This window comes from Cupriavidus sp. OTU4054, assembly GCF_038440175.1.
In the GTDB taxonomy this organism is placed as follows: domain Bacteria; phylum Pseudomonadota; class Gammaproteobacteria; order Burkholderiales; family Burkholderiaceae; genus Cupriavidus; species Cupriavidus pauculus_D.
In genome coordinates this window covers 308,465-332,382 of record NZ_JASATF010000003.1, presented here as the reverse complement: position 1 = coordinate 332,382, position 23,918 = coordinate 308,465, and the positions used below count along the sequence as shown (strand labels likewise).

Here is a 23,918-nt window from a genome sequence, read left to right as displayed (position 1 = left end):
CCCCCCCCTCCCTCAGTTCACCCGTTGCACTGCCGGCGGTATCCAGTCCCCATCCAGCAACGCCTGATCGGGCCAGTAAGCGCGCAGCATCAGGTTGAACGCATCGGGCGGCGCCGGCAGCCAGTTGGCCTGTTGCGCGGCGTTCGCCGGCCGGTCGTATTGAATATAGATATCCAGCGATCCGTCGCGGTTGTACCGCAGCCGGTCGCGGCTACCGATCGAATACCGGTTGATCGGATTGCTCACGAACACCTGCTGGCTGTTGTACAGCGACAGCGACCAGAACGCCTTTACCGGCGGCAGCTGGCTCTTGTCGAAGTGCAGCACGTACCGGCTGCCCCCATCGAACGGCCGCCCCGTCGCATCCGCGCGCGCGGTGGGGTACACGGCGTCCTCGGGCAGATTCAGATCGGGACCCATCATGGCCACCGTGGCGCGCGCCACGTAATCGGTGCCATACCCGCCGCCCTCATGCCAGACTCGCCATCCGGTATCGCCGGCCTCGGCCTTCTTGACCTGCGCGGCGATGCCCGTCAACGCCGCCGTCGCGCCTTCCTGCACCGCACGCGCGGTGGAAGGTTCCAGCACGGTCGTCTTGAACGGCTCGCCCGCCACGATGCCCATGCGCGTCATCTTCTCGACCATCGGCGCATCGGCCGGTGCCGGCGGATTGTCGGGCAGCAGCGCGGCCAGGCGGCTGAAGAAGGCCTGCGCGTCCATCGCGGCCACCTGCTCGGCGGGCGACGACTCGGTATCGATCATCGTGGCCCGCGGCGCGGCCGGCGCGGGCGCCACGCGGCCGCCCTTCTGCCAGACCGACAGCGGCACCAGACGATACTGGTCCTGCAGACGATGCACGGCGGCAAGATCCTGCCGGCTATTGACCTGCGTCCGCCCGACGATCCACACCATCGCCGTCGGCGAACGAATCTCCTTCACACCCTTCGGCAACGTGCCCTTCCACTCGGGCCCGACGATCGCAAACGCGCCGCGCCGCGTACCGGTCGTGCGCTTGCCCGGCGACGCAATGACGTTGGTCCATGCATCGAGCATCGGCATCAGATAGAAGCGGCCGGCGGTATCCGGTAACGACAGCACGACGGGTTCGTGCGAGACGTCGAGCCACGCCGTCGAATACAGCGTGTCGGCATTCGGCGTGACGACGTCCGTGAACGCGCCATCGAAGAACGAGCGGCGGTGACTGAAGGTATTGATTGGCGTCTTGACCGTCATGATCTCGCGCGTGACGTCCATCAGCACGAGCGGATAGCCAAACGTGAAGACCTCGGCAGAGAGCGACTTCATCGCCTGGTCGGAGGGCGCCTGCACGACGGCGGTCTCGGCAGGCGCGGGTGGCGGCGCGGTCGAGCACGCGGATATGAGGACGGCGAGCGTGACCACGCTCGCCAGCTGGCGTATCGAAGGATTCATGACCCCGTTTCCCTTGAGCATCGGGCGGCCTTCCGGAGACATGTGGCGCAGCGGCCGTGTCGCCTCGGAGGCGCATCTGTATTCCCGACGAATGATGTCTCCCGGCCCTGCCAGTGTCAATGACCCGAACGGCTGATTTAGGGGGAAACGAACACACCGGAGGCGGCGTACAAAACCGCGCGCACAAAAAACAAAAGCCCGGAGCGGAGCTCCGGGCTTTTGTTTTCGCATAGGTGGCGCGGCTGGCAGGATTCGAACCCACGACCCCTTGGTTCGTAGCCAAGTACTCTATCCAACTGAGCTACAGCCGCACGCGAGGCCGCAATTGTATCGCAGTTTCTGATTTGCGCAACCCCCTTCCACGCAACATTTTCATCGGGCCCGCACCACCGCTTTGATCACCATCGCTTTGGTCACCATCGCTTTGGTTACCACCGCTTTGGTTACCAACGATACCGCGCGCCGATCGTCGCGCTCGGGTTGCTGCCCGCCTTCGCCTTGAACCAGACCTTCAGCCCCGTCGCAGGATTGCCGTGCGCGCCAACATTGAACGAGAACAGCCCGCGCAGCAGATCGGTATCGATGCGCGTCCCGTTGATGTTGATGACCTTGGCGCGATTGTCCTGCCACCAGTCCGCCTCGACGAACGGATACACGCCGGACAGGCGCGTGGGCCGGGAGCCGTATAGCCGCACGGCAAGACCGGTGGCGCTGACCTCCGACTGCGGATCCATGAACGCGGGCAGCGCCGTGTTCGATGGCCGGTAGGCAACCTCGACACGCGGCTGGATCGTGACGCCGCCCATGCGCGGCACCTCCGCATCGAGCGCGAGCGCGAGCGCGCGAATGCGGCTATCGGCAAAACCCGTGGCGGTGGTCACGTCGTCGAGGTGCAGGGACATGCCTCGCGTGCCCGACATGCGATTCGCCGTCGCACCCGGTGAGCGCGATGATGGCGGCGCGTAGTCGACGTCGACGGTCTGGTGCGAAAGCGGCGGCGGTCCGAACGAGGCGAGCGTCATGACCTCGCCTGGCGCGCTCGCTGGCACCTCGGCCGCGGCCTCGGTCGTCGCGCTGACGATCTCGGCCGGACCGGGCTCGGGAAGATTGGCGGCGACGAGCAGGCCATCCGCATACTCGGCCCGTGACAGCGCGCTCAGCATCAGCGCGAGCAGACAGCAACCATGCAGGAAACATCGGAGGCGGATATCCGCGGCGACAGAACGTGCGCCACCGGGACAGTGCCCGGCACCCCTCTCTCCCACATGCAGCCGCATGGTCATGGCAACCACCTCGCCGGGCGTTATCGTGCCCGATCGATTTGAGCATAGGCCAGTGCCCATGCAATGGTTAGCTACGAATGTGGGGTGCCGTGCAGACCGGCCAGACGCAAAAAAGCCCGCGTTGCCGCGGGCTTTAATTGAAAAAGCCCTGCTCGATGAGCAGGGCTTTCAAAATTGGTGCCCAGAAGAGGACTCGGTCACCCATGCGCGACCCCGGGCTGCGCTTGCAAGCGCAGCCTTTTCTCGTCCTCGCGGGAAGTCCTCAGGACTTCCCTTTCTGGGCGCAGAATTGAAAAAGCCCTGCTCGATGAGCAGGGCTTTCAAAATTGGTGCCCAGAAGAGGACTCGAACCTCCACAGTGTTGCCACCGCTAGGACCTGAACCTAGTGCGTCTACCAATTCCGCCATCTGGGCTTCGTCGCGCTAACGTGTTGCTGTGTTTGCGAAGCGAAGAACGCAATTATGCTGACCAGGCAGATCTCTGTCAACACCCTATCGCAAAAAATCTTCACCCGCGATGCAGACGGAAGTCCACGGCCGAAGGGCGTCCCGGCAGATCGAGCGTCGCCGTGGCCGCCGGCGTGCGTGCCACGATCTTGCCCGCGCGCAGCACGAGCAAACGCGTCGCGCGCAGACGCAGCGCCTCGACCGGATCGCCCGCCTGCAGCAGTACCAGATCCGCGCGGCAGCCGGGCGCGATGCCATAGCCTTCGAGTCCGAGAATGCGCGCCGGCGTCTCCGTTACCGCGGTAAAGCACGCACGCATCGCGTCCTGCCCCGTCATCTGCCCCACGTGCAGCCCCATATGCGCGACCTCGAGCATGTCGCCCGTGCCGAGGCTGTACCAGGGATCCATCACGCAGTCGTGCCCGAACGCCACCGGCACGCCAGCGGCCAGCAGTTCCGGCACACGCGTCATCCCGCGCCGCTTCGGATACGTATCGTGCCGGCCCTGCAGCGTGATGTTGATCAGCGGGTTGGCAATCGCGGCCACCCCCGCCTCGCGCATCAGCGGCAGCAGCTTGGACACGTAGTAGTTGTCCATCGAATGCATCGACGTCAGGTGCGACCCGGTCACGCGTCCCTGCAGGCCGAGCCGCACCGTCTCGCTGGCCAGCGTCTCGATATGCCGCGACATCGGATCGTCGCTCTCGTCGCAATGCATGTCCACGCGCAGGCCGCGCGCGGCGGCTTCCTCGCACAGCAGCGCCACCGAAGCGGCACCGTCCGCCATCGTGCGTTCGAAATGCGGAATACCGCCGACCACATCCACGCCCATATCGAGCGCGCGCCGCAGGTTGTCCAGCGCGTACGGCGATCGCAGCACGCCGTCCTGCGGGAACGCCACCAGCTGCAGGTCCAGATACGGCTTGACGCGTTCGCGCACGTGCAGCAGCGCCTCCACGGCCAGCAGCCGCGGATCGCAGACGTCGACGTGCGAGCGAATCGCGAGCAGGCCCTTGGCCACGGCCCAGTCGCAGTACGCGAGCGCGCGCTCCACGAGCGCCTCCTGCGTCAGCAGCGGCTTGAGCTCGCCCCACAGCGCGATGCCCTCGAGCAGCGTGCCGGACTGGTTCACGCGCGGCAGCCCGAACGAGAGCGTCGAGTCCATATGGAAGTGCGCATCGACGAACGGCGGCGTGACCAGCTGACCCGCCGCGTCGATCTCTTCGTTGGCCTGTGCCGCGAGGTTTGCCTCGACGGCGGCGATACGGCCGCCCTCGATGGCGATATCGACGTCCTTGCGGCCGTCGGGCAGCGTGCAATGACGCAGGATCAGATCGAACATGATGTGAGGAAGTTATCCAGTATTGGGGTCAGCGCTCGCCCTTGCGGTACGGCTTCATCAGCGCCTGAGGATACGCCGCGCGCCGCGCCACGAGCACCAGCGCGAGAATCGACAGCAGATACGGCAGCATCAGATAGAACTGATACGGCAGCGCGGGCAGTCCCGGCAGGCTCGCGCCGCCCTGCTGCAGGCGCAGCTGCAGCGCGTCGAACGCCGCGAACAGCAATGCGCCGAGCAGCGCGCGGCCCGGCCGCCACGAGGCGAAGACGACAAGCGCCACGCAGATCCAGCCACGGCCGTTCACCATATTGAAGAAGAACGCGTTGAATGCCGACGTGGTCAGGAACGCGCCGCCCACGGCCATGAGCGCGGAACCGGCCATCACGGCGCCGATGCGCATCGCGCCCACGCGGATGCCCTGCCCCTCGGCCGCGGCGGGATTCTCGCCGACCATGCGGATGGCGAGCCCCAGTGGCGTGCGATACAGCAGCCACGCAAGCACGGGCGCGAGCAGCAGCGCAAGGAGCGTCAATGCGGTTTCCGCCCCCAGCACGCGACCGATCACGGGAATGCCTTCGAGCCACGTCATCGGCGCGAACGGCGTGATCGTCGGCGGCGTCGAGACCGAAGCAAAGCCCAGCCGGTACGCGTAGTACGAGAGACTCGTCGCGAGCATCGTCACCCCGAGCCCGGCCACGTGCTGCGACAGCGCCAGCGACACGGTCAGCACGCCATGCAGCAGCCCGAACAGCAGGCCCACGCCGGCGGCCACCGCCACGCCGCCCCAGAGCGGCGCGCCGTGATACACGGCCAGCCAGCCCGAGAATGCACCGGCCACCATGATGCCTTCGATGCCGAGGTTCAGCACACCCGCGCGCTCGCAGAGCAGCACACCCAGCGTGCCGAAGATCAGCGGCGTGCCCACGCGCAGCACGGCGACCCAGAACGGGGCGCCGGACAGGATATCGAGCAGTTCCATTACCCGGCCCTCCCGCTGCGGCCGAAACGGATACCGTCGAAGCGGACGCGATATCGCGCGAGCATCGTCGCCACCAGCATCGAGATCAGTGCCACCGCGACGATCACGTCGGCGATGGTATTGGGGACGTTCACCGCGCGGCTCATGCCGTCGGCGCCCACCAGGATGCCCGCCACGAAGATCGAGGCAGCCACCACGCCCAGCGGATGGAGCCCTGCCAGCATCGCGATGACCACGCCCGCGTAGCCGTAGCCGGGCGAGATATCGAGTGTCAGGTAGCCCGTGCGGCCGGCCACCTCGACCACGCCGGCAAGGCCCGCCAGCGCGCCCGACAGCAATGCCGCCAGCACGGTCACGCGCGCCACGGGCATGCCCGCGAATGCGGCCGCGCGCGCATTGGCGCCCACCGCGCGCATTTGCAGACCGAACACGGTAAAGCGGTTGATGGCCCAGACCACCATGGCCAGCAGCACCGCGCCGATCAGCCCGCTATGCACGCGGGACCGCTCCATCAGGCGCGACAGCTCGAGCTCGGGCACCAGCGCGACCGACTGCGGCCAGCCCATCGCGAGCGGATCCTTCATGGGGCCGTCCAGCATCATCGACACCAGCAGCAGCACGATGAAGTTGAGCAGCAGCGTGGTCACCACTTCGTCCACGCCGAGGCGCAGCTTGAGCATGGCCGGCACCAGCAGCAGCAACGCGCCGGCAATCATGCCGGCCGCCACCATCGCGGCGAACAGCACCCACACCTGCGCCGCCTCCGGCAGCGAGCCCACCCATGCCGGCATACCGCCATCGACCTGCCCGCCCACCGCCACCGCGGCCAGCGCGCCCAGATAAAGCTGCCCTTCGGCGCCGATATTGAACAGCCGCGTCCGGAAGGCGACCGCCACGGCCAGGCCGGTCAGCATCAGCGGCGTCGCGCGCGTCAGCGTTTCCGACCACGCGAAGCGCGAGCCGAAACCGCCCTCGAGCAGCAGCAGATAGGCGCGGCCCACAGGTGCGCCGGCCCATGCGACCAGCAGCGCGCAGACGGCCAGCGTGACGACGATCGCCCCGAACGGCGCGCCGAACAGCGCCAGCCGCGAAACGGAAGTTCTTGCCTCAAGCCGCATCGATGGCCTCCATGCGGTCGTTGGCATGCGCTTCGCCGTGGCCCTCGCCCGCCATGGCGAGGCCGAGCGACGCGAGCGTCCAGGCCTCGGTGGGCCGTGCCGCGGTCAGGTGACCGCTGTGGATCACCGCGACGCGATCGGCCAGCGCGCGCAACTCGTCGAGGTCTTCGGAAATCAGCAGCACGGCCGCGCCCTGCGCCGCGGCTTCCAGCAGCTGGCGCCGCACATAGGCCACCGCGCCGATATCGAGCCCCCATGTCGGCTGGCTCGCGACGACGAGTCGCGGTGCCTGGTCGCCGCGCACCGACAGCGCGCGGCCGAGAATCAGTTTCTGCATATTGCCGCCAGACAGATTGCGCGCGGCCACTTCGGCGCCGCCGCCGCGCACGTCGAAGCGTTCGATCAGGCCGCGCGTGAATGCGCGCGCGGCGCCGCGTCGAATGACGCCGCCGCGCACGAAGGCGGGATTGCCCAGTTGTTCCGTAATCGCGTTCTCCCATAGCGAGAGGTCGCCGACCGTGCCTTGTGCATGCCGGTCTTCGGGAATGCGCGCCACGCCGGCCTCGATCCATTTCCGCGGCACGGCCGCAAGCGGCTGGCCCCCAAGGGTCACGCTGCCGTGCGACGGCGTCGCGATGCCGCTCATCAGTTCGGCCAGCGCCACCTGCCCGTTGCCGGAGACGCCGGCAATGCCGACGATCTCGCCCGCATGCAGCGTCAGCGAGATGTCCGTCAGCGCGCCATGGCCGTCGCCGGCCGCCACGCTCACGCGGTCGAGCTTCGCCACGACTTCGCCCACCGTGCGGCTCGCGTCGCGAACCGGCATCTCCACGCGCCGGCCCACCATCCGTTCGGCCAGTTCGGCCTTGCTGGTCTCCCGCGTGGCGCCCGTCGAGACGAGCTTGCCGCCGCGCAGCACCGCCACGCGATGGGATACACGCATGACCTCGTCGAGCTTGTGGCTGATGAAGACGACCGACAGGCCTTCCGCGATCAGCTGCGCGAGCGTGCCGAACAGGCTGTCCACCTCCTGCGGCGTGAGCACGGCGGTCGGCTCGTCGAGAATCAGCACCCGCGCGCCACGATAGAGCGCCTTGATGATTTCCACCCGCTGACGCTCGCCCACCGACAGCGCGCCCACGCGCGCCTGCGGATCCACGGCCAGCCCGAAGCGCGCGGCAATCTCCTGCACGCGTGCGCGCGCGGCGCCGCGCTGCTGGCGCCAGCGCCACAGCGGTTCGGTGCCGATGAGGATGTTGTCCAGCACGGACAGGTTGTCCGCGAGCGTGAAGTGCTGATGGACCATGCCGATGCCGGCGGCCAGCGCGGCGCGCGGCTGGCCCGGAGGCAACGGCTGCCCGTCGATCTCGACGGTGCCGGCGTCGGCCACGTAATGGCCGAACAGGATATTGACGAGCGTACTCTTGCCGGCGCCATTCTCGCCGAGCAACGCGAGCACCTCGCCGCGATGCAGTTCGAGCGAGATATCGTCGTTGGCGACGAGGCTGCCGAAGCGTTTGGTGATACCGGTCAGGCGCAGCACCGGCGGTGGGGAATTCGACATCGTATGTAGAAAAGATCGGTGCCCCTCTCCCCGCTGGGGGAGAGGGGCCGGGAGTGAGGGCAGAAGTTTAATTGGACTTCGGCTCGGTCTCCACCACCTTCACCGCAAACTTGCCATCGAGAATCGCTTTCTCTTTCGCCTTGACCTTGGCCATCAGATCGGCCGGCACCTTGCCCTCGAAGGTCCCCAGCGGCGCGAGCTCCGCGCCCTTGTACTTCATCAGCGAGTACTGGCCATAGTCCTCGTTCTTGAACTGCCCGGCCTTGACCTTCGCCAGCGCGGCCGCGACGGTCGGCTCCATGTTCCACAGCGCCGAGGCGACGACCGTGTTCGGATACTGCGGCTGCGTGTTGATCACGTTGCCGATCGCCAGCTTGTTCCGTTCCTTGGCCGCATCGGACACCCCGAAGCGCTCCGCGTACAGGATGTCCGCGCCCTTGTCGACCATCGCAAAGGCCGCTTCCTTGGCCTTGGGCGGATCGAACCAGGAGCCGATGAAGCTCACCGTGAACTTGACCTTCGGATTGACTTCGCGCGCGCCTTCCATGAATGCGTGCATCAGGCGGTTGACCTCGGGAATCGCATAACCGCCCACCATGCCGATATGGTTGGTCTTGGTCATGCCGCCCGCGATCATGCCGGTGAGGTACGACGGTTCCTGGATGTAGTTGTCGAACACCGAGAAGTTGGGCGCCTGCGGCTTGCCCGACGAGCCCATCAGGAATGCGGTCTTCGGATAGTCCTTGGCCACCTTGCGCGCCGCCGACTCCACGGCGAACGACTCGCCCAGGATCAGCGCCGAGCCCTGCTCCGCATACTGGCGCAGCACACGCTCGTAGTCCGCGTTCGACACGCTTTCCGAGAACACGTAATCGATCTCGCCGCGGGCCTTCGCTTCGTTGAGCGCCTTGTGGATGCGCGACACCCACTGCTGTTCCACGGGTACCGTGTACACCGCCGCCACCTTGACCTTGGCCTGCGCATGCGCGCCCGGCGCGGTGCCCATGGCCACGGCCGCCGTGCCGGCCATGGCCAGCGCGATCACCAGACGGCGCTGTCGGCGCACGATTTCTACCCGTTCAGTCTTCATGACTTCCTTCCCCTTTTTCGTTTGACTGCGTTGATAACTTGTTCAGGCGTCCGCCGCGATCCCGCAACCGCGCAACAGCAAGGCGACCAGATGCTCGGTCGCATCGTCGAACGTGCGCGCGTCGAGCTCCGCCACGCCCAGCACCGCGCAGACCTGTGCCTCGAAGTCGGCGTAGGTCTGCGTGGCCGCCCAGATCGTGAAGAACAGATGATGCGGGTCAACGGCCGCCATCTGCCCGCTGGCGATCCACTGCCGGATCACCACCGCCTTGCGCGCGACGAGCTCGCGCAACGCTTCGCGCAGCACGCCGCCGATCTCGGGCGCGCCGTGCAGCAGCTCGTTGGCGAACACGCGCGACGCATCGGGATGGCTTTCGGACAGCCGCATCTTGGCGCGGATGTACTGCTCCAGCGCCGTGCGCGGCGCATGATCGGCCGTGATGATATCCGTCTCCGAGAGCCAGAGGTGCAGCGTGTGCGCGAGCACGGCCCGATACAGCGCCTGCTTGGTACGGAAGTAGTAATGGAGGTTCGACTTCGGCACGCCCGCGCGCAGCGCGATCTCCGCCATGGTTGCCCCCGCGAACCCCGCGCGCGCGAACACGTGTTCCGCCGCGCGCATGATCAATGCCTCGTTCTCCTGGCGGATGCGCCCGCCGGGTTCACGCGCCGCTTCCGCCACGGCATTCGCCGGAGCGGATGCGGCCGTCATGCCTGCTGTATTTCTCATTTGGTGCCATAAAGCCGGTCGCCGGCATCGCCGAGTCCCGGCACGATATATCCGTGCTCGTTGAGCGTTTCATCGATCGCCGCCGTGACGATCAGTACATCGGGGTGCGCGGCCTGCAGCGCGCGCAGCCCCTGCCGCGAGGCGATCAGGCACACATACTTGAGCGCCGTCACGCCCGCTTCCTTGAGCCGGTTGAGCGCCGCGATGGCCGAGTTCCCCGTGGCGAGCATCGGATCGACCACGATCACGAGGCGCTCCCCGATGTCCTCGGGCATCTTGAAGTAGTACTCGATGGGCTCCAGCGTCTCCGGATCGCGGTACAGCCCGATATGCCCGACGCGCGCGGCGGGCAGCAATTCCAGCATGCCGTCCAGGAAGCCGTTGCCCGCGCGCAGGATCGACACGAGGCACAGCTTCTTGCCCGACAGCACCGGCGACTGCATCGGCGCGACCGGCGTGCGGATGGCCACTGTTTCCATCGCGAGGTCGCGCGTGGCCTCGTACGTCAGCAACTGGCTGATCTCGCGCACCAGCCGGCGAAAGTTGTCGGTCGTGGTCTCCTCGCTGCGCACCAGCGTGACCTTGTGCTGCACCAGCGGATGATTGACGACCAGCACCGATGGCGACAGCGCGCTCGCGGTCGTTTCGGCAAAGGCTTCCACTGCCGTGGGCACGGCGGACAGGTCGGTCATGGTGTGCTCCTCAGATCGGTCGCTAAGACGGAAGGCCAGACGAAAGACGACGGACGGGTGCCCGTCGCCCGATGCAATGCTGCCAATATCCTGCTGCTTCGTTTAGAACACGGTGCCGTCGCTCTGGATCGCGAACGGCGGCGGGCCGCCCTCGCGCCGCTGCGCGGCGATGCGCCGCCCCGCGGCCCACGTGCCTCCTTCGAGCACGCGCGCGAGCGGGAAGTCCGCCTCGCTCAGGCCCAGCGCCTGCCGCACGCCATCGGCCACGAGATCGAGTCCGGTCACCGTCAGCGCGCGCCATTCCACGATGACGGGTTCATCGACGGTATGCACGCCCGCGGCAAACGCCGGGTCGCGCGGCTTCATGAGCTCGAAGTCGAACAGCAGCCCGCCGTTGCGATACTCGGGCAGGCCCGTCAGCGCATCGAGGCCCGTGACCGTGAGACCGCCGTCCTCGAGCGGCTCGATCAGCGAATACGTGAGCCACTGCGTGAGCTTGTGCAGCGGCACGAGCCCGTCCGGTGCCGCCTGATGCTGCCAGCAATCGCCAAGGGAGATCCCGTCCATCACGATCCGGCCCGGCCACACGGGACCGAGCGCGATCAGCAGCGTGCGCAATACGAAGCCCGCTTCCACGCGGCCGTCGCGCGCATGGCCCGCGATGTAGTCGAACAGATTGCCGAGCCGCGCGGGCGCGCCGAACACCGCCGGCGTGGCCTGCACGACCTCGCCGAGCCGGCGCAGCAGGCCCGCGCGTCCTTCGAGCCCGACGATGGGGTTGTGCTGCGCCACCTGGAACGCGTTGGCGATGGTCGAGGCATCGATGCGCATCAGCCGTTCGCCGTCCGCGCGCAGCGGATCGCCGTGCTCGGCCGAGAAGCCGCCGCGCGCGAACAGGTCGAAGCTCGCCACGCCGAGGCCTTCGGAACGCGTCAGGTTGATATCGCTGGCCGGATCGCGATAGCGCCAGTCCGGGCCCGCGCCCGCATCGAGCAGCACGCTCGGGATGACGAGGTCGATGCCGATACGCGCGCGTTCGGCGCAATGGTCGGCACCGGACAGCCCCGCGCGCTCGCACAGGATCTGCCAGCGGTCCACCTTCTCGCCGGGCGCGCCGGCCTCGAAATGCCGCCAGCGGCTGTGATAGGGCACCTGCAGGTCGGGATAGCGGCGGCGGATCGTCGTGGCGACGTAATCCGCGATCGCATGGACCCGGTCGGGATGCCAGGTGAACAACGACGACTCGCCCGCCGCCACGTACTCGGTCACCGTGGCGCAATGCGTGCGCACCGCTTCGGCGGTCAGCAACGGGCTGGCCCGATGATCGGGCGGCACGGGGCTGTGCCAGCCGCTACCGTTGCCCTCGTCATGCCCGCTTGCCGGACGCTCCGGAAATTCGTTCATTCGTTCAACCCCCTGCCCTTCGCGAGAGCGAGTTCGTTGGCATCGGGCGGCGTGTAGTGCGTGAAATAGCCGGCAGCCACCTTCGCGTCGATCTCCACGCGCGCATCCGCCGGAATCAGCGCCTCGGGAATCGCCACCTGCTCCACCACTTCGATACCCTGCGCCGTCAGCGCGCCGTGTTTCATGTTGCTCATCGAGGCCCAGCGGTCGATACGCCGGATGCCGAGCCAGTGGAACACGTCGGGCATCAATTCCTGGAAGCGCATGTCCTGCACGCCCGCCACACATTCGGTCCGCGCGAAGTAGGTTTCCGCGCGATCGCCGCCCACCTGGCGCTTGCGGGCGTTGTAGACCAGGAACTTGGTCACCTCGCCCAGCGCGCGCCCTTCCTTCCGGTTATAGACCACCAGGCCGACTCCACCCTGCTGCGCCATCTCGATACAGACTTCGATGCCATGCGCGAGGTAGGGTCTGCAGGTACAGATATCGGAGCCGAAGACATCGGACCCGTTGCATTCGTCGTGCACGCGGCAGGCCACGCGCGTGTCGTCCTGCCCGAGCTTCGCGATATCGCCGAAGAAATACAGCGTCATGCCGCCGATCGGTGGCAGAAACACCTTCAGGTCGGGCCGCGTCACGAGTTCGGGGAACATGCCGCCGGTCTGCTCGAACAGGCTGCGCCGCAGCACGCTCTCCTTGATATGGAAACGCTCGGCGATACCGGGCAGGTACCACACCGGATCGATCGCGGCCTTGGTCACGCGCACGTCCCCGTTCGCGAACAGGATCTCGCCATCGGGCGCGAGCCGTCCGGCCGCGATTGCCGCGGTGAGTTCGGGCATGTTGATATGGGCGCGCGTGACGGCGATGGTCGGGCGGATATCGACGCCCGCCGCGATGCGGTCCTCGAACGCCGTGGAGACCAGATGCCCCCATGGGTCGAGCGATACGATCTTGCCGGCGTCGCCCCACTGCGGATGCGGGCCGATCGCCTCGGCCGGCGCCGTGTCCGTGAGATCGGGACGGTGCGCGCGCTGCAGGTTGCCGGCCGCCACGGCCAGCGCGCGATAGATCGCGTAGGCACCCGCATGGGTGCCGATCACGTTCCGCTGCGCGGGGTCGGTGACGCTCGCGATCACCGGGCCCCGCTCGACCGCAGTCGGCGCGCCCCAGTGGATCGCTTCGGCCGGCTTGTCGCGCCGGGCATGCGAGGTCAGGACGATGTGATCGGACATGGAAGCCTCACTGGAATCCTGACCAAATGGTCAGGTTTACGATTCCATAGTAGGCAACCTTCATGCCATAGACCAATCGGGTTTTAACGAGTGTGCGCGCCAGGCAACGGTCCAGACGCGCACCGGCAGTGTGCGCGCCGCACCAGTCCGACGCGTGCCGTGCTCAGATCTTTGTCGTCCGCGAGGCAGGGGCGGGGTCGCGCGCCCACCACGCCTTCCACAGGACCTTCCACTGCGCCGCCAGTTGGCCCGCGAGGTCCCGGCTTTCCACGTGACGGTGGAACAGCGCCCCCGCCACGTTGCTCGCGACCCACGCGAGCACCATGCCCAGCGCGTTGAGCACCGGCTGCCCGGGCGCCACATGGTGCACGAACGCGTTCACGACGAGGCAGACCGGAAAGTGCACGAGGAAGACGGAGTAGGAAATCTTGCCGAAATAGGCGGCCACGCGCCCGCGCGGCCAGTCTTCGAGCCAGCCGCCGCGCCGCGCGATCGCGAGGACGAGGGCCGTGGCCAGCGCCACCGCGATGCGCAGCCGGAAGTCCACGGCCAGCGCCGCCACGCCCACGGCGGCAAGCGCCACGAGCGCGCGCGAGGAACGCGACTTGTCCGATGCCCAGAACGCCAGCGAGCCCGCACCGTAAGCGCCGAAGAAATAGATCGCCCAAACGTCCCAGGCGGCATCGCGGTTGAACCAGAACAGCGAGGCCACCGCGAGCGCCGCCACCAGCGGCATGCCCCAGGGGCGGCCGTCAGTCCCCGCCAGCCCCGCGGCCGAGCCCGCGCGCGCCAGCCACAGCGCGCCAATCAGCAACGCGAACAACTGCAGGTCGATGGCCACGTACCAGACGCCGGCGGACAGCGCGTCCACATCCAGCACGCTGTGCAGCAGCAGCAGGTGCGCGAGGAACTGCTTCACATGGGGCGCGGCCGGAATCGAGTCGTGCACCATCCAGCTTCGCGCGAGCGCGGCGCCCACGATGCTGACGCCGATCGCGGCCGCATAGGGCACCACCAGCTTGCGGTACCGTCGCCACACGGTGGCGACCGGGTTCCGCACCAGCAGATGCCCGCCCGGCGCGAGGCTGCGTGCGGCGAGGAATCCGCTGATGACGAGGAAGACCTGCACGGCAATCCGCGCGTAGTCCGACATCCAGTCGATCAGGCCGGGCGCGAGCGAGTGGGCCGCATCGGACATGGGGCCGTAGAAGGACAGATGGTGCAGCACGATCAGCTGGGAACTGACCGCCTTGAGGGCGTCGATGCACGCCATCCGGGACGGACGGGAGCTCATTGTTATGGGGTGACGGCGAAGTTACGCGAAGGGCAGCATTCTACCTTGTGGTGCGTAACCTGTCCGATGCGGTGCATACCGCGCATTATCGGAGAACGGCGATTACCATTCGTCACATGGATTATCACAATGGTGCACTTCCACCACGCGGAGTTCACTAATGAGCGTCACCTCCCTCGTTTTCTCTCCTTTTTCCCGTTCTTTCCCTTCCGTTGCGCTCGCGGCCGCGCTCGGTGTCGCGCTAGGCGTCGCGCCCGCCGCCATGGCGGCGAACGACAACAGCGACGTCAGCGTCCGGGGCAATATCCGCCCGTCCGCCTGCCGCATCGCGCTGTCCGAGAACGGAGAAGTGGACTACGGCACGATCTCCGCCACGGTCGTCTCGAAGAGCACGGCGGGTTACTCGCCCGGCCAGCGCGAGGTGGTGCTGACCATCCATTGCGAGCTGGAAACGCGCGTGGGCGTCGCCGTCAGGGACAATCGCGTCGGCACGCGTGCCGACATCACCGGCATCGACCTGTATGGTTTCGGGCTCGGCAAGTTCAACGAATTCAAGCTCGGCGCCTACACGATCACGCCCGGCGCCACGGCCGCTACCGAGAAAGGCGAGGTCGCGCTGCTGATCTCGGACGACAAGGGCCGGAACTGGGCACGCAACTCGTTGCGTACGCTCCGCGCCGACGGCGTCTCCATGCTGAGCTGGGCCGAACCCGGCTCGACCACCCCGGCGGCACGGCGGCAGTTCCAGACGCCGCTGCGCGTGGACGCCTACCTGCCGAAGGCGGACGCGCTGCCCAAGCTGGACCAGACGATCGAGCTGGACGGCTCGGCGACGCTGTCCCTCGTCTACCTGTAAACCGCGTGCAAGCCGTGACGCGCAGCGAGCGAGTCAGGCGAGTCGGGCGAGTCAGGAGCGTCGCGGCCTTGCGCGCCGCGACGTTACCGGTCGGGCGGGTCGATCTCCATAGCCGTCACGTCCACGCGTTGCAACCGGTTGTTCTGCCGGATCTCGGTCCGGAGCACGAACGCTTCGGACGGACAGTACCAGTCGGTCACGTTCAGCAGGCTCGGCTCCACCTGCAGATATTCGTCGCCGACCTGCAGCGGACCCAGCGAGGTGCGCTTCTCGTAGGTAATCGGCAGGCATTCCTTGCGACCCATCACGGTATCGATCATCTGCTTGCGCCCGACGTGGCGCGAGCCAACGAGGACGGTCGCATACAGCGCCTGGATCGACCCTACTACCTCGTCCTTGGCAATCGGGTAGATCTTGAGCGAGACGCTCGACCGGAACATCTCGCCCTCGAGCATCATGCCCTCGCGGATATCGAGGCCCGCGTAATTGAATACGCCGCTGCCCCGAAACGCCGCTTCACCGAACACGCGCGCATATTTCGCCCGCGCATTGATCACGGCATTGCGGCTGTCGATACTGGTCTTGGCCGTCGCCCCGCGGCGGTCGATGTTGATCTCGTGCATCTGGTTCGTGTCCACGGGCGGCCCCTTGAGCGCCGCCAGCGCCGACTTGGACCTGACCTCGAGCTGCGCGCTGCACCCCGTGTCCCAGCGCATGACCTCGCGCAGGATCATCGTGATGGACATCGGCATGTCGCCGTCGCCCTCCATTTGCACGCGCGACCCCGAGCGGAACCACGGCGCCTCGCATAGCGCGGCGCCTGCCGGCATCGGCGCGGTCGCCATCGGCTGCGTGACCGCCTGCACGATGGCGGCCGCGTCGGCCGGTGCGGCGCCGGGCGCTGCATCGGGTGCGGTCTGTGCGAGCGCCGGCCCGGCGAGCAGCGCCATCGCCATCAGGGAGCCGTATTTTTGTGTTCTTTTAGTCACTTTAAGTCAACAATCCGGCGAAACTTAAGGCTTGCTTAATCTGCACCCGTCAGTATTGCGCGAAATCGCGTCCAAGGGTTTATCGGCCCATGTCCTATCGGGCACAGGGATGCGCTCGTGCTAACATTGCGCGCCCGAACGCCATGGTGCCCCGACGGGGCACTGCGTGGGGAACCGTCATGACGATGACGGTCTCAATTGCAGCACCTCTGTTGTCCACCGAATGCAGGCATGCCGCGTTGTCCGTGGTCTGCCATGCCGGCCGCGCCGCCGGATCCGGCCCAATCCAGGAGATCTATGCGCAGTTCCTCGCCCTCGCGCCTCGCCGGGCTGCCCGTCGGCATGATCGCCATGGTGGCCATCGCGATTCTGGTGGTATGGTTCGGCACGCTCGACGCCCGCCATCTGCTGCGCCCCGACGAGGGCCGCTACGCCGAGATTTCGCGCGAGATGTTCCTGAGCGGGGACTGGGTCACGATTCGCTACAACGACCTCAAGTACTTCGAGAAGCCGCCCTTCCATATGTGGGTGACGGCGCTCTCCTATACGTTGTTCGGCGTGGGCGACTGGCAGGCCCGGCTGTGCGTGGCGCTGTCCGGCATCGTGGGCCTTGCCGCGTCGATGTTCGCCGCCGTGCGCTGGTATGGCCCGCGCGTGGCCCTGCTGACCGGCCTCGCGCTGGTCGCCGCGCCGATGTGGAGCGTGGCCGGCCATTTCAATTCCCTCGACATGACGCTGTCCGGCGCGCTCGCCTGCGTGCTCGCGTTCATGCTCGTCGCGCAGCACCCCTCGGCCACGCCCGCCGCCCGGCGCAACTGGATGCTGGCCTGCTGGGCCGCGATGGGCGTCGCGGTGCTGACCAAGGGCCTTGTGGGCCTGGCGCTGCCGGGCCTCGTGCTCGTGGTCTACACGCTGATCACGCGCGATATCGGCCTCTGGCGCCGCCTGCACCTCGTTGCCGGCATCGTCGTGATGCTGGTCGTGACGGTGCCCTGGTTCTGGCTCATCGACTCCCGCAATCCCGAATTCGCGCATTTCTTCTTTATCCACGAACACTGGGACCGCTACACGTCCACCGTGCACGAGCGCAAGGGCAGCATCTGGTACTTCGTGCCGCTGCTCGTCGCGGGCTTCCTGCCGTGGCTGGGCCTGCTCCCGCGGATGTGGAGCGAGATCCGCGAGCGGGCGGGGGCCGACCTGACCGCCCAACGCGGTGCCGGCTGCAAGCCGTTCCAGCCCGCATTGCTGGCTGCCGTGTGGGCCATCGCGATCTTCGCGTTCTTCAGCCTGTCCAGTTCCAAGCTGCCGGGCTACATCGTGCCGATCTTTCCGGCGCTCGCCATCCTCGCCGGCGTGGCGCTCGACCATATCAACGAGCGCTCGTGGAACCGGCAGATCAATGCGATGCTCGTGCTGGCCGTGGTCGGGCTGCTGGCCACGCCGTATCTCGCCACGCTCGACAAGCCGTCCACGCCGAACGCGGTCTACCGGCTGTTCGCGATCTGGGTCGGTGCCGCCTTCGTGGTGCTGCTGGCGGGCGCGATCGCCGCGCGCCGCCTGCTGCGGACGCGCGGGCTGTTCCCGAGCATCACGGCCTATGCGCTCGGGCTGTACCTGTGCTGCACCGTGGCGCTGCTCGGCCACGAGGTCATGGGCCGGCGCGCTTCCGGCGTGGACCTGCTGCCCGCGATCCGCGCCGTGCTCAAGCCCGACATGCCGTTCTACGGCGTCGGCGTGCTCGATCACACCCTGCCGTTCTACCTCGGCCACACGCTGACCATGGTCGAACACCCGGACGAACTCGAATTCGGTGTCACGCAGGCGCCCGACCGGTGGATTCCCACCGTGGCCGCGTTCATCGCCAAATGGAACGATGGCCAGCCCGCGCTGGGTATCATGTCGCCCGACACCTATGAAGGCCTGCGGGCGCAGCAGGTGCCGATGCATGTGGTCGCACGGGACGTGCGCCGCGTGGTCGTCAGCAACTTCCCGCTGCCGGCGCAATCCGAACAGACGAAACCCGCTTCATGACGCTCTCGACCTTCGCTTTCATTTTTGCCGGCGTGCTGCTCAATGCATGCGCGCAGCTGCTGCTCAAGGCCGGCACCAACGCGGTGGGCGCCATCACGCTCGATCGCGCGACCTTGCTGGACACCGCGTTCCGTGTGATCACGCAGTGGCCCGTGCTCGGCGGCCTGACGCTCTACGTGATCAGCGTCGGCGTGTGGATCATCGGGCTGTCGCGCGTCGATGTATCGATCGCCTACCCGATGCTGTCCCTCGGGTACGTGGTCAACGCACTGGCCGCCTGGTGGCTGTTTGGTGAGATGATCGGCCCGTTGCGCGTGGCCGGCATCCTGCTGATCCTGGCTGGCGTCTTCCTGATCGCCCGCTCATAGGAAATCACGATGACCGCTTCACACGAGTTCCTGCCGTTCGTGCGGCCCGACATCGATGCCGAGGCCATTGCCGAGGTCGGCAAGGTGCTGGCATCCGGCTGGATCACCTCCGGCCCGAAGATGCAGGCGTTCGAGGCCGCGCTGTCGGCGCTGTTCGACGGCCGGCCGGTGCGCACGTTCGCCAACGGCTCCGCCACGATGGAGATCGCGCTGCGCATCGCCGACATCGGCCCGGGCGACGAGGTCATCACCACGCCGATCACGTGGGTCGCCACCGCCAACGTGGTGCTCGCCGTCGGTGCGCGCCCCGTCTTCGTCGATATCGACCCGCGCACGCGCAACCTCGACCTCGATGCCGTGGAAGCCGCGATCACGCCGCGCACGCGCGCCATCATGCCGGTCTACCTGTCGGGCCTGCCCGTCGATATGGACCGCCTGTACGCGATCGCGAACCGCCACGGCCTGCGCGTGATCGAGGATGCCGCGCAGGCGATCGACTCGCGCTGGCGCGGCCGCCGCATCGGCGCGTTCGGTGACCTCGTCAGCTTCAGCTTCCAGGCCAACAAGAACATCACGACCATCGAAGGCGGCTGCCTGGTCATGAACTCGCCCGACGAAGCGCAGCGCGCCGAGCGCCTGCGCCTGCAGGGCGTCATCCGCACGGGCATGGACGGCATGGACGTCGAGGAGCCCGGCGGCAAGTTCAACCTCACGGACGTCAATGCCGTGGTCGGCCTGCAGCAGCTAGGAAAGCTGGACGCGATTACCGCGCGCCGCGCGATGCTCGCGGAGACGTACTTCCAGTGCTTTGGCGCGACGGCCGGCTTCGAGGACCTCGGCGCCGAACTGCCGCTGCCGATCGACCGTGACGCCGCCACCACCAACTGGCACATGTTCCAGGTCGTGCTGCCCACCGCGCGCATGGCCGGCGGCCCCGCCACCGCGCGCCGCCAGTTCATGGAAGCGATGCGCGAACGCGGCATCGGCACGGGCGTGCATTACCCTCCCGTGCACCTGTTCACCCATTACCGCTCCCTGGGCTGGCGCGAAGGCATGCTCCCGCATGCCGAACGTATCGGCCAGGGAATCGTCACGCTCCCGCTGTTCCCCGCGATGCAGCCTGCCGACGTCGAGCGGGTATGCGAAATCTTTACCGACACATGCAAACGCCTCTCTCACTAAGCCCGGTCGAAGTCTCGGTCGTCATTCCGGTCTACAACGAGGAAGACGGTCTGCAGGCACTGTTCGACCGCCTCTATCCGGCGCTCGATGCCCTGGGGACGTCGTACGAGATCATCTTCATCAACGACGGCAGCGCCGACCGCTCGCCGCAGATGCTGGCCGCGCAGTATCACAAGCGTCCCGATGTGACGCGCGTGATCCTGTTCAACGGCAATTTCGGCCAGCACATGGCGATTCTCGCGGGCTTCGAGCATACGCGCGGCCGCATCGTGATCACGCTCGACGCGGACCTGCAGAACCCGCCGGAAGAGATCCCGCGCCTGGTCGAGAAGATGCGCGAGGGCCACGACTATGTCGGCACCGTCCGCCGCCAGCGCAACGACACCGCGTTCCGCCGCTATGCGTCGCGCGCGATGAACCGCCTGCGCGAGAAGATCACCAAGATCCGCATGACGGACCAGGGCTGCATGCTGCGCGCCTACGACCGCAACGTGATCGACACGATCAACGCGTGCCGCGAGGTCAACACGTTCATCCCGGCACTGGCGTACACGTTCTCGTCGAACCCGATCGAGATCGAGGTCGGCCACGAGCAGCGCCATGCGGGCGAGTCGAAGTACTCGCTGTATCAGCTCATCCGCCTGAACTTCGACCTCGTCACCGGCTTCTCGATCGTGCCGCTGCAGTGGTTCTCGGCCATCGGCACGATCCTGTCGCTGTCGTCCGCCGGACTGTTCGTGGTGCTGCTGATCCGGCGCTTCATCCTCGGCTCGGAAGTGCAGGGTGTGTTCACGCTGTTCGCCCTGACGTTCTTCCTCATGGGCATCATGCTGTTCGGCATCGGCCTGCTCGGCGAGTACGTCGGCCGCATCTATCAGGAAGTCCGCGATCGTCCGCGCTACCGTATCCAGGCCGTGCTCGAACGCACCGGCGGCGCGGCTGGCGCGGGCGGCCGCGATGGCGCCGCCAGCAACGATGTGGAGGCAGCCTCGTGCGAGCGGTAGTCTTTGCGTACCACAACGTCGGCGACCGCTGCCTGCGCGTGCTGCATGCGCGCGGCGTGGACGTCGCGCTCGTCGTCACGCATCGCGACCGGCCCGACGAGAACATCTGGTTCCGCCGCGTGGCGGACACCGCCGCCGAGCTCGGCGTGCCGTTCGTCTATGGCGAGGATCCGGCCGATCCCGCGCTGGCACAGGCCGTGCGCGATGCCGCGCCCGACGTCATCTTCTCCTTCTACTACCGCTCGATGATCCCCGCCGCGCTGCTCGCGGTGGCGCCGGGCGGCGCGTTCAACATGCACGGTTCGCTGCTGCCGAAGTATCGCGGCCGCGTGCCGGTGAACTGGGCCGTGCTGCACGGCGAGACGGAAACCGGCGCCACGCTTCACGCGATGGAAGCCAAGCCCGACGCGGGCTTTATCGTCGACCAGACCGCGGTACCGATCCTGCCCGACGACACGGCTGGCGAAGTCTTCGAGAAGGTCACCGTGGCGGCCGAACAGACGCTGTGGCGCGCGCTGCCCGCGATGATCGCGGGCCACACGCCGCAACGCCCCAACGTGCTGGCCGAGGGCAGCTATTATTCGGGGCGCAAGCCCGAGGATGGCCGCATCGACTGGCGGCAGCCGGCGGCGGACGTCTATAACCTGATTCGGGCGGTGGCGCCGCCCTACCCCGGCGCCTTCACCGATCTGGGCGGCCGCCGCTTCGTGGTCGCGCGCGCACGCCGTATCTCTGGTGCCGGTGCCGGTGCCCTGTCGCCTGGCCTGCACGTGCGCGACGGCCGCATCGTCGCCGTCTGCGGCGACGGGGGCCTGCTCGATATCCAGACGCTGCTGCAAGGCCGCAGCGCGGACGACGGCGTTGCCGTCACCCCATCCGAATTCGCTTCTCTTATTACCGTTCTGCCCAACGAGGAAAACCGATGAAAAAGGTCCTGATTCTTGGCGTCAATGGCTTCATCGGCCACCACCTGACGCGCCGCATCCTGGAAACGACGAATTGGGAGGTCTACGGCATGGACATGTCGTCGGACCGACTGGGCGAGCTGATCGAGCACCCGCGCATGCACTTCTCCGAGGGTGACATCACCATCAACAAGGAGTGGGTGGAGTACAACATCCGCAAGTGCGACGTGATCCTGCCGCTCGTGGCCATCGCCACGCCGGCCACGTACGTGCGCAACCCGCTGCGCGTGTTCGAACTGGATTTCGAGGCCAACCTGCCCATCGTGCGCAGCGCCGTGAAGTACGGCAAGCACCTCGTGTTCCCGTCGACGTCCGAGGTCTACGGCATGTGCGCCGACGAAGAGTTCGATCCGGAAGCTTCGCCGCTGATCTACGGCCCGATCAACAAGCCGCGCTGGATCTACGCCTGCTCCAAGCAACTGATGGACCGCGTGATCCACGCCTACGGCATGGAACAAGGCCTCAACTACACGCTGTTCCGCCCGTTCAACTGGATCGGCGCCGGCCTCGACTCGATCTTCGAATCGAAGGAAGGCTCGTCGCGCGTGGTCACGCAGTTCCTCGGCCATATCGTGCGCGGCGAACCGATCAAGCTCGTGGACGGTGGCGAGCAGAAGCGTGCGTTCGCCGATATCTCGGACGGTATCAGCGCGCTGATGCAGATCATCGAGAACAAGGACGGCGTCGCCAGCGGCAAGATCTTCAATATCGGCAACCCCGCCAATATCCACTCGGTGCGTGAACTGGCCGAGATGATGCTGCAAATGGCCGCCGACTACCCCGAGTACGCCGACGAAGCGCGCAAGACGCAGATCGTCGAGACGTCGTCGGGCGATTTCTACGGCAAGGGCTATCAGGACGTGCAGCACCGCGTGCCGAAGATCGACAACACGATCCAGGAACTGGGCTGGAAGCCCGAGGTGACGATGGAAGACGCGCTGCGCCGCATCTTCGAGGCATACCGCGGCAAGGTCGTGGAAGCCCGCACCCTCGTGGACTCCGCGAACTGATATGGGCCGCATCGCGCTCAAGGTCGACGTCGATACGCTGCGCGGCACGCGCGAAGGTGTGCCGAAGCTGCTGTCGATGCTGTCCGCCGCGCGGGCGCAGGCCACGTTCCTCTACAGCCTCGGCCCCGATCACACGGGCTGGGCGCTGCGGCGCGTGTTCCGGCCCGGCTTTCTGAAGAAGGTGTCCCGCACCTCGGTGGTCTCGCTGTATGGCGTGCGCACGCTGATGTACGGCGTGCTGCTGCCGGCGCCGGACATCGGCCGCAAGGGCGCCGCCGAGATGCGTGCCGCGCGCGCCGCGGGACATGAGTGCGGCATCCATACGTGGGACCACGTCTACTGGCAGGACAACGTGCGCGGCCGCGATGCGGCCTGGACGCGCCGCCAGATGCAGAACGCGTTCGACCGCTACGGCGAAATCTTCGGCGAGGCGCCGCCCACGCATGGCGCGGCGGGCTGGCAGATGAACGACGAGGCGTTCCGCCAGATCGACGACTGGGGCATGGCCTATGCGTCCGACGGCCGCGGCGTGACGCCGTATATCCCGACCGTCGATGGCGTGGCGTGCCGCCACGTGCAGATGCCGACCACACTGCCAACGCTCGACGAGCTGATCGGCGTGGACGGCTGGACCGAAGAGAACGTGCACGAAGCGATCCTGCGCCAGACCGAGGCCGATCCGCGCGACCATGTCTTTACGCTGCACACCGAACTCGAGGGCGGCAAGCTGGCCCCCGTGTTCGAGAAGCTGCTGGCCGGCTGGCGCGCGCAGGGCCACGAGCTGGTCTCGATGGCCACGTGGTACCGCCACCTCGACCGTTCGACGCTGCCGCGGCTGCCGGTGACGTGGGGCGAGATCGAAGGCCGCAGCGGCGAGCTGATCATCCAGCCCTGAGCGGCCTCCA

21 protein-coding genes and 2 tRNA genes are annotated in these 23,918 nt (G+C 67.1%); 8 read left to right on the top strand and 15 right to left on the bottom strand.

Annotated elements, in window-relative coordinates:
* Positions 1-12 precede the first annotated feature (12 nt).
* From AAHB16_RS06340 to AAHB16_RS06275, 14 genes are all read right to left on the bottom strand, one after another.
* Positions 13-1,431 carry a DUF1254 domain-containing protein gene (locus AAHB16_RS06340; protein ID WP_342050376.1) on the bottom strand — a complete coding sequence of 473 codons (1,419 nt, stop codon included), beginning with the start codon at positions 1,429-1,431 and terminating at the stop codon, positions 13-15.
* Positions 1,432-1,665: 234 nt separating this feature from the next.
* Positions 1,666-1,742 (bottom strand) — tRNA-Arg (locus tag AAHB16_RS06335).
* Between the two features lie 132 nt (positions 1,743-1,874).
* On the bottom strand, positions 1,875-2,594 hold the full coding sequence (locus tag AAHB16_RS06330) for a hypothetical protein (RefSeq protein WP_342050375.1): 720 nt from the start codon (positions 2,592-2,594) through the stop codon (positions 1,875-1,877).
* Positions 2,595-3,041: 447 nt separating this feature from the next.
* Positions 3,042-3,128 (bottom strand) — tRNA-Leu (locus tag AAHB16_RS06325).
* Between the two features lie 94 nt (positions 3,129-3,222).
* Positions 3,223-4,503: an amidohydrolase family protein gene (locus AAHB16_RS06320; protein ID WP_150376940.1), complete on the bottom strand. Its 1,281-nt coding sequence runs from the start codon at positions 4,501-4,503 to the stop codon at positions 3,223-3,225.
* A gap of 28 nt (positions 4,504-4,531) precedes the next feature.
* The gene (locus AAHB16_RS06315) at positions 4,532-5,482 is read right to left on the bottom strand and encodes an ABC transporter permease (protein ID WP_150376939.1); all 951 of its coding nucleotides are present in this window, start codon (positions 5,480-5,482) and stop codon (positions 4,532-4,534) included.
* Positions 5,482-6,600 carry an ABC transporter permease gene (locus AAHB16_RS06310; RefSeq protein WP_342050374.1) on the bottom strand — a complete coding sequence of 373 codons (1,119 nt, stop codon included), beginning with the start codon at positions 6,598-6,600 and terminating at the stop codon, positions 5,482-5,484. Before AAHB16_RS06310 ends, AAHB16_RS06315 begins: the two co-directional genes overlap by 1 nt.
* A complete protein-coding gene (locus AAHB16_RS06305; protein WP_342050373.1) occupies positions 6,590-8,164 on the bottom strand; it encodes an ABC transporter ATP-binding protein in 1,575 nt (524 codons plus the stop codon). The genes AAHB16_RS06310 and AAHB16_RS06305 overlap by 11 nt, the downstream gene beginning before the upstream one ends.
* Before the next feature lie 67 nt (positions 8,165-8,231).
* Positions 8,232-9,194: a BMP family protein gene (locus tag AAHB16_RS06300; RefSeq protein ID WP_150377582.1), complete on the bottom strand. Its 963-nt coding sequence runs from the start codon at positions 9,192-9,194 to the stop codon at positions 8,232-8,234.
* Positions 9,195-9,296: 102 nt separating this feature from the next.
* Positions 9,297-9,965, bottom strand: coding sequence for a TetR/AcrR family transcriptional regulator (locus AAHB16_RS06295; RefSeq protein ID WP_150376936.1), 669 nt, complete (start codon positions 9,963-9,965; stop codon positions 9,297-9,299).
* A 14-nt stretch (positions 9,966-9,979) separates the two neighbouring features.
* A complete protein-coding gene (upp, locus tag AAHB16_RS06290) occupies positions 9,980-10,675 on the bottom strand; it encodes a uracil phosphoribosyltransferase (protein ID WP_150376935.1) in 696 nt (231 codons plus the stop codon).
* 102 nt (positions 10,676-10,777) lie between these two features.
* Complete coding sequence (locus AAHB16_RS06285; protein WP_342050372.1) at positions 10,778-12,079, bottom strand: URC4/urg3 family protein; 1,302 nt, start codon at positions 12,077-12,079, stop codon at positions 10,778-10,780.
* A complete protein-coding gene (locus AAHB16_RS06280) occupies positions 12,076-13,314 on the bottom strand; it encodes a GTP cyclohydrolase II (RefSeq protein WP_342050371.1) in 1,239 nt (412 codons plus the stop codon). Before AAHB16_RS06280 ends, AAHB16_RS06285 begins: the two co-directional genes overlap by 4 nt.
* Positions 13,315-13,477: 163 nt before the next feature.
* Positions 13,478-14,608, bottom strand: a complete 1,131-nt coding sequence (locus tag AAHB16_RS06275) for an acyltransferase family protein (protein ID WP_150376932.1) — start codon at positions 14,606-14,608, stop codon at positions 13,478-13,480.
* A gap of 160 nt (positions 14,609-14,768) precedes the next feature.
* Between AAHB16_RS06275 and AAHB16_RS06270 the strand changes: the two genes are divergently transcribed.
* The gene (locus AAHB16_RS06270) at positions 14,769-15,464 is read left to right on the top strand and encodes a DUF1120 domain-containing protein (protein ID WP_150376931.1); all 696 of its coding nucleotides are present in this window, start codon (positions 14,769-14,771) and stop codon (positions 15,462-15,464) included.
* A gap of 83 nt (positions 15,465-15,547) precedes the next feature.
* Here AAHB16_RS06270 and AAHB16_RS06265 read toward each other — a convergent pair whose 3' ends face one another.
* Positions 15,548-16,414: a hypothetical protein gene (locus tag AAHB16_RS06265; RefSeq protein ID WP_342050395.1), complete on the bottom strand. Its 867-nt coding sequence runs from the start codon at positions 16,412-16,414 to the stop codon at positions 15,548-15,550.
* Positions 16,415-16,750: 336 nt separating this feature from the next.
* Here AAHB16_RS06265 and AAHB16_RS06260 point away from each other — a divergent pair, with 336 nt between their 5' ends.
* From AAHB16_RS06260 to AAHB16_RS06230, 7 genes are read left to right on the top strand one after another with little or no spacing between them, the layout of a single operon-like run.
* Positions 16,751-18,484 (top strand): glycosyltransferase family 39 protein, encoded by a 1,734-nt coding sequence (locus tag AAHB16_RS06260; RefSeq protein ID WP_342050370.1) that lies wholly within the window; start codon positions 16,751-16,753, stop codon positions 18,482-18,484.
* Positions 18,481-18,852 (top strand): DMT family transporter, encoded by a 372-nt coding sequence (locus AAHB16_RS06255; protein ID WP_150376928.1) that lies wholly within the window; start codon positions 18,481-18,483, stop codon positions 18,850-18,852. Before AAHB16_RS06260 ends, AAHB16_RS06255 begins: the two co-directional genes overlap by 4 nt.
* Before the next feature lie 9 nt (positions 18,853-18,861).
* Positions 18,862-20,034, top strand: a complete 1,173-nt coding sequence (locus AAHB16_RS06250; protein ID WP_342050369.1) for a DegT/DnrJ/EryC1/StrS family aminotransferase — start codon at positions 18,862-18,864, stop codon at positions 20,032-20,034.
* Positions 20,013-21,038 carry a glycosyltransferase gene (locus AAHB16_RS06245; protein WP_342050368.1) on the top strand — a complete coding sequence of 342 codons (1,026 nt, stop codon included), beginning with the start codon at positions 20,013-20,015 and terminating at the stop codon, positions 21,036-21,038. Before AAHB16_RS06250 ends, AAHB16_RS06245 begins: the two co-directional genes overlap by 22 nt.
* Positions 21,026-21,964 (top strand): formyltransferase, encoded by a 939-nt coding sequence (locus AAHB16_RS06240; protein ID WP_342050367.1) that lies wholly within the window; start codon positions 21,026-21,028, stop codon positions 21,962-21,964. Before AAHB16_RS06245 ends, AAHB16_RS06240 begins: the two co-directional genes overlap by 13 nt.
* Complete coding sequence (locus AAHB16_RS06235) at positions 21,961-23,013, top strand: bifunctional UDP-4-keto-pentose/UDP-xylose synthase (protein WP_150376925.1); 1,053 nt, start codon at positions 21,961-21,963, stop codon at positions 23,011-23,013. Before AAHB16_RS06240 ends, AAHB16_RS06235 begins: the two co-directional genes overlap by 4 nt.
* Position 23,014: 1 nt before the next feature.
* Positions 23,015-23,908: a polysaccharide deacetylase family protein gene (locus tag AAHB16_RS06230; protein WP_150376924.1), complete on the top strand. Its 894-nt coding sequence runs from the start codon at positions 23,015-23,017 to the stop codon at positions 23,906-23,908.
* Positions 23,909-23,918: the final 10 nt, after the last annotated feature.